The organism is Rhizobium mayense (genome assembly GCF_030272705.1).
GTDB lineage: Bacteria > Pseudomonadota > Alphaproteobacteria > Rhizobiales > Rhizobiaceae > Rhizobium > Rhizobium mayense.
This window is the reverse complement of the sequence record NZ_JARFYM010000133.1, coordinates 1-369: the sequence shown is the minus strand read 5'-3', so window position 1 is coordinate 369 and position 369 is coordinate 1. Positions and strand designations below refer to the sequence as shown.

Sequence of the window (369 nt, the reverse complement as noted above, 5' to 3'; positions counted from 1 at the left end):
TTGCGCGCAAACTGGACGGCGGCGTCCCGCTTGGGATCGTTGGCATGGCCTTTCCGGGCGAGGATGATTTCGTCGGCCGAAAGCTTGGCCATATGTTCGGCCGTAAAGCTGTGAACCGTCAGGCAGTAGTTGCAACCGTTCACTTCGGAGACGGCGAGACCAATGCTGTCACGCGTCTTCACGTCGAGCGCCTTGCTCATGGAGCCGAACAGCGTGGCCCATGCGTTGAAGGCGATCGGGCTCTGCGCAAAGGTCGCCATCATATTTGGGGTGAACCCGACGTTCTTGGTGAACGCATCGAGAGTCGGTTTCGATTCGGCCGGAACCTGTTCCGGCTTTAGAGCAGCAGATCTTGCCATTATAGTCTCC

General features: G+C 58.3%; 1 protein-coding gene. It reads right to left on the bottom strand.

The annotated features are described in order from the left end of the window. The coding region (locus tag PY649_RS34925) for a carboxymuconolactone decarboxylase family protein (RefSeq protein ID WP_285873635.1) at positions 1–359 on the bottom strand (359 nt) is incomplete at its 3' end. Between the last annotated feature and the right edge of the window lie 10 nt (positions 360–369).